This is a genomic window from Streptomyces katrae (assembly GCF_000966975.1).
GTDB classification, from domain to species: domain Bacteria; phylum Actinomycetota; class Actinomycetes; order Streptomycetales; family Streptomycetaceae; genus Streptomyces; species Streptomyces katrae.
Genome location: NZ_JZWV01000722.1, coordinates 1 through 5332, shown reverse-complemented (window position 1 = coordinate 5332; position 5332 = coordinate 1). Strand labels below are relative to the sequence as shown.

General features: G+C 68.8%; 7 protein-coding genes and 1 pseudogene. 2 read left to right on the top strand and 6 right to left on the bottom strand.

From position 1 onward, the window contains the following. Nucleotides 1-506, bottom strand: a 506-nt coding sequence (locus tag VR44_RS25145) for an alcohol dehydrogenase catalytic domain-containing protein (protein ID WP_045949868.1), incomplete at its 3' end; no start/stop codon positions are given. A 46-nt stretch (nt 507-552) separates the two neighbouring features. Then, nucleotides 553-918 (bottom strand): MerR family transcriptional regulator, encoded by a 366-nt coding sequence (locus VR44_RS25140; RefSeq protein ID WP_045949867.1) that lies wholly within the window; start codon nt 916-918, stop codon nt 553-555. A 276-nt stretch (nt 919-1194) separates the two neighbouring features. Between VR44_RS25140 and VR44_RS25135 the strand changes: the two genes are divergently transcribed. After that, nucleotides 1195-1515, top strand: coding sequence for a hypothetical protein (locus tag VR44_RS25135; protein ID WP_245692169.1), 321 nt, complete (start codon nt 1195-1197; stop codon nt 1513-1515). A gap of 194 nt (nt 1516-1709) precedes the next feature. On the opposite strand, the gene VR44_RS25130 is transcribed toward VR44_RS25135, so the two are convergent. Genes VR44_RS25130 through VR44_RS25120 form a run of 3 tightly spaced genes read right to left on the bottom strand, consistent with a single transcriptional unit; the run spans nt 1710 to nt 4110 of the window. Next, entirely contained in the window at nt 1710-2375 is a 666-nt protein-coding gene (locus VR44_RS25130) for a response regulator transcription factor (protein ID WP_045949865.1), read from the bottom strand. Beyond that, entirely contained in the window at nt 2372-3583 is a 1212-nt protein-coding gene (locus tag VR44_RS25125; protein ID WP_094191903.1) for a sensor histidine kinase, read from the bottom strand. Before VR44_RS25125 ends, VR44_RS25130 begins: the two co-directional genes overlap by 4 nt. Nucleotides 3584-3585: 2 nt before the next feature. Next, on the bottom strand, nt 3586-4110 hold the full coding sequence (locus VR44_RS25120; RefSeq protein WP_045949864.1) for a hypothetical protein: 525 nt from the start codon (nt 4108-4110) through the stop codon (nt 3586-3588). Between the two features lie 103 nt (nt 4111-4213). Between VR44_RS25120 and VR44_RS49210 the strand changes: the two are divergent. Next, a pseudogene (locus VR44_RS49210) lies at nt 4214-4656 on the top strand (transposase); the annotation flags it as partial. 145 nt (nt 4657-4801) lie between these two features. On the opposite strand, the gene VR44_RS25110 reads toward VR44_RS49210, so the two are convergent. Then, nucleotides 4802-5332: hypothetical protein (locus VR44_RS25110; RefSeq protein WP_211275125.1), on the bottom strand; the 531-nt coding region annotated here is incomplete at its 5' end.

Here is a 5332-nt window from a genome sequence, read left to right as displayed (position 1 = left end):
GCCTGCCCGACGCCGCCGGCCGCGGCATGAACGAGCACCGCCTCGCCCGGTTTGATCTCGCCCAACGGCTTCAGTGCCGCCAACGCGGTGGCCCAGTTCAGCACCAGACCGAGAGCCTGGGCATCGTTCCAGCCTGACGGTACGGGAAGTACCCCCGCGGCCGGCATCGTCATGTACTGCGCGAAGGCGCCGGGGCCGGCTCCGACGACATGGGTCCCAAGTGGCAGCGGATTCTCGACGTCCGCGCCGACCCCCACGATTGCACCGGCCGCCTCAAAGCCCGCCACGTAGGGTGCCTGCGGGCCTCCTCCGTAGGTGCCACGGGTCTGCATGACATCGGCGAAGTTGACCCCGGCGGCGCCGACGCGGATCAGGTACTCGCCGGGCCCTGGGGAGGGGCGGCGGTGATTCGTCACAAGAGTCAGGTCCTTCGGCCCCCGGTGCGACCGCTGGACCAGTGCTCGAACGGTCTGCTCGGCGGTGTTCTGCTGCGTGTTGATCTCCATGCACCGACCGTAGGAACCTCACACTTACGTCAAGGTCAAGCGGTCGTCAGAGATCAGTACAGCGGGCCTCTCTCAAGTAGGCGTCGAGTGCCGCCTGCTGATCGCTGAGAACGGCAATGCGGGCGGCGAGCCGATCGCGATAGCCCTGCACCTCGTGCAGGAACTCCGCACACACCACCTCGGTGCCGGCATCGGTTCCGTCAGTGAGGCTGGGCAGGACTTCCCTGATCAACCGCACGGGCAGCCCGGACTGCAGCAGCGACCGGATGACGAGCACCCGATCGATGGTGGACTGGCAGTAGTCACGGAACCCATTGCTGAAACGACCAGGGACGATCAAGCCCTCGTCCTCGTAGTGCCGCAACGACCGCGCACTCACACCGCTGACTCTGCTAGCCTCGCCGATCTTCATACCTGCAGCCAACGTCCAGCCGCGCCGCAATCTTCCGGGACTCGCTGCGACGAGTTGAAGACCTGCTCAGGCATCAACAACCTCGTGTCGCGCAACATTGAGTCGTGATCATCTATGCCTCCCGGGGCGAGCGGGCCTGTCCGATGGATCGTATGAGCTGATCACGGCCATGGCCTAGTGTTCGTTGAGCGAAGGGGCCGCATGTCACGCGATACAGCTGTAGCAGAGGCGGGGATGAGGGGGATCACGTTTCCTGCCTGGCACGGAGAGCACTACGTGACCCTGGCTGAGGTGCTGGTTCGGCTCGGCAGCTCCGGCTTGGACCTGACGTGGCGCATTGAGTGCGACGAGATCGTCGATCCTCGCTGTGTCGAGATGGAGAGACGGTCCGCCGACGCCGGCATGGATATGTTGACGCTGTTGTCGCTGACGACCCCCTTCCTCCAGTTGATCAACGCCGAAGCACGTGGGTTCGCCGGGGACGAGCTGGTGCTCGTCCTGACCGAGTTCGACAGCTCCTCGTGGGATGTCATGGCCGTCGACGAGCGCGTACTCAGCGAACTTCGCCAGCACTACCCGGATGCCGAGGATCTCTGAACGGGGCCCTTCATTGCGGACGCAGCCATAGGGGACACGGGCGGCTCACCCCCGCACGCCATATCGGCACGGGCTACCCGCACCCTGACCGGGCGTTCCCGCGCCCCCAGACGGTCGCCTACCAGCTACGGGCCGCCGCCCCGCCACGCGAACCGGCCGTGATCCGACATCAACATCGCGTGGTCCACGACAGCTCAGGCCAGGCCCGCGGCGATGGCGCGGCGGACGGCGTCCGCGCGGTCGCGGATCCCTGCCTTGGCGAACAGGTTGTTGATGTGCGTCTTGACCGTGGCCTCGCTGATGAAGAGCCGCTCGGCGATGCCCCGGTTGGGCAGGCCCTCGCCGATCAGCGCGAGGACTTCGCGTTCGCGCGGGGTGAGGTCCTCGGGCAAGGGACGGTAGGCCGGGGGCGCGTGGGTCCTGGCGGTGGCCAGGAGGCGGTCCTGGACCTCGCGGTCGAGTACGGACTGGCCGGCGGCCGCGGCACGGATCGCGCGGGTGATGTCCTGGCGTCCGGCGTTCTTGGTCAGGTAGCCGCGGGCCCCCGCGCCCAGCGCGCCGAGAATCGAGTCGTCGTCGGCGAAGGTCGTCAGGACCACCACCGCGACGTCCGGGTACTCACCGGCCAGTCGGCGGGTCGTCTCGATCCCGTCCATGACGGGCATCCTCAGATCCATCAGCACCACGTCCACCGGGCCGGCCGCGACCGCCGCCAGCACCTCGGTGCCGTTCGCCGCCGCCGCGACGACCTCGATACCCTCGGCCAGGGCGAGGACCGCGGCGAGGGGCTCACGGACGGCGGCCTGGTCGTCGGCGACGACCACCTTCAACTGCTCCTCCTGTGCGACCGCTTCGGTCATTGCGGGATCACTGCCTCCACTTGCCAGTCGCCCAGATGCGGGCCCTCCGTGACCGGGCCCGCGGTCAGCGTTCCCCCGAGCAAGGCTACGCGTTCGCGCATGCCGATCAGACCCATCCCGCTGCCCGCGCCCGGGGCCGCCGGGCGGGTGGCGGGGCGGTTGCGGATCCTCAGCACAGTCGACTCCGGGGTGAACACCAGCTCCATGGAGACGGCTCCCCCGGGAGCGTGCCGGGCCGCGTTGGTCAGGGCCTCCTGGGCAATCCTCAGCAGGTTCTGGACGGCCTGGGCGGGCACCTCGCGCACCGTCCCGGTGACGGTGAGGACGTCCCGGTGGCCTGCGGAGGCGAGCATCGAGGCCAGGGTCTCCCGCAGCGGCAGCGCGTCCTCACGCAGGGCGTGGACGGTCCACTGTGCTTGTTTCAGGCTCTCCTTGACGAGGCTGTGTGCCTTGGCGTGGGCCTCGCGCACCTTCTCCAGATCCCCCGTGTCGATCAGCGCGTCGGCCAGCTCCAGCTGCATGTTGATCCCGGCGAGGGAATGCGCCAGGACGTCGTGCACGTCCCGGGCGATCCGGCCGCGTTCGGTCAGCACGGCGGTACGCGCCTCGGCGCGGGCGGCGCGTTCGGCCGACTCCGCCGCATCGATCGCCGCCCGTACGGCCTGCCGCTGGCTGCGGTTGACGATGCCGATCAGGACCGGGGCGCCGGTGGCGAGGCCGAACACCCAGGGCAGCGCCTCGTGCCCCGGTCCCAGGCGGAAGTACAGCACGGCACCGCAGAGCAGGCTGCAGAATCCCGCCACGACGAGGGCCTGTCTGGTCTCCAGCCGGTATCCGATGTGGCCGGCGAGGAAGAAGGCGAAGAGGTAACCCGTTCCGCTGCTGCTGAGGCCGATCAGGGCGGCCGCCGCGACGACCCCGAGCGTCAGCCAGCCGACGGCGATGCGCGGCGGGACCTTGTGTTCGGGCAGCCGGCGGGCCAGCAGCGCGGCGGAGTTGACCACGAACAGGGCTGCCACGGCCAAGCCCCGGCCGGTCGGCCCCATGGGCCGGATCGTCAGGAGTCCCACGACGACGACCGCGAGGGAGATCACCCACTGCACGCGCACGTCGTGCCCCGGCACGGGGCGCGCGCCCGCACTCCGGCCGGCGTCGTCGCCGGGGTGCGGGGCGCTCTGGTCTGCGGGCACAGGCCGAAGATACGGCACGGTCAGACCGTGGTGCCGAGCACGGGGCGGGTGGCGGCCTTCGCCATGGCCCGGCTGCGGATGTAGATCGTGGCCACTCGGGTGACGACCTCGGTGAGCGCCATCAGCACGAAGGCCGCGACCCACGCCTGCTGGCTGGTGATGTGGTGGGCGAGGCTGAACCGGGCCACGTCATCGGCGCCGCCGCCGTGTTCCACCCAGGTCTGGAAGCCCATCCGGGCCCCCATCCCGGCGATCCAGAGGACCGCCGACACGGCGCCCGCCTTGATCAGGAGAGCTCCGTCGAGGCTGCGGATCCGGGTGTAGATGCCGCCGGCGATGCCGAGCGCGGCACCCACGGCCGTCAGGGTGCCGATCAGGACGAGGTCGTTGCCGTCGGTGGGGACGGAGTCCAGGTACGAGTACCCCACGAAGGCCACGATCGCCAGCGGGAGCAGGAAGGTCTTCCGGTCCAGAGGGCCCTCCCGTAGCTGCCGGAAGACGATCAGGACGAGGGCGATGTCGGTGATCCACTCGGTTGCTGTCATGCCCTCCAGACTGCTGCGGAGCCGCCTTCCGCACCTGGACCCGGGGGTGGAGAAGGAGGTGGAGATCCGGGGGCGGCCGGGAAGCAATGCTCCAGGCCTGGGTGCCGGGCGAAGCGTCGTACTCCAGCTGCGGGTCCGGCGGTTCCGGTGCCGGAACACGAAGTGCCCGCGCCGGACGTTCGTTGAGCAGATACCCGGCCTGACCCGCAACTATGGCCAGCGCACCGAGCGGCTGCGATCCACCCTGACCGCAGTCGGCCTTGCCCTGGCCGGTCAAACCGGCGCCGCTTGGCTGTCATGCTCGGCATGTCCATCAGCCGGAGTACGGTCTTGTGCCTGGTCGAAGCGCTGCCTGAGCCGAAGGTGCCGACGCCGCGCGTGGTCGGCGTCGACGAGTACGCCACCCGCAAGGGCCGCCACTACGGCACTGTTCTGGTGGACGTCGAAACCCGCCGTCCATTCGATCTCTTACCCGATCGAGAAGCGTCGAGCCTGACGGCCTGGCTCGCCCAGCGGCCTGGTGTCGAGGTGGTCTGCCGGGACCGCGACGCCGTCATCGCCGGCCTCGCCCCGCCCTGGAACTCCGGCGTCGCCGAAGGCCACGTCAACCGGATCAAGATGCTCAAACGCCAGATGTTCGGCCGCGCCGGCTTCGACCTCCTACGCAAGCGAGTCCTGCTGGCGTGACGACCTATACCGGCTCCTCGTACACATCGATCTCGGAGGGCCTGCGAGCAAGCAACAGTTCGAGGTGCCTCTCCATGGCGGCGAACCACTCGTCGAGGTCCCCATTGGTGTCGTGGAAGAACCAGGAATCGAAGCTACCCAGGGCATCCAGGACGGGTTCGCGCTCGTAGCGGAGTTCGCAGTGAACCTGTAGGTAGTGCTCGTGCTCACCCTTGTCGTCACTGACGTCGAACTGCCGCGTGAGGTCCACAGTGAACATCGGCCGCCCGCTGAAGGCGTACGTGCCGTACTGGAAGAGCAGGCCGTCTGAGTCGGGTGTGGGCGCGGTGGCAAAGCGCTGCCGCGCGAATCGCATGAAGGCCAGCCACGCAGCCCGAGTGGTCAACTCGGTCTTCGTCGATCGCCCGACGTCCAGCTCGGCGCGCAGGACATCAATGGCTTCCTCAAGCCGCGGTCTGTCGTGCACGCCAGCCCTCCTCGGTTCGTGAATCAGCACCCTAACCTCGTAGGGCCGGAGCCAACTGGGACTGCCCTG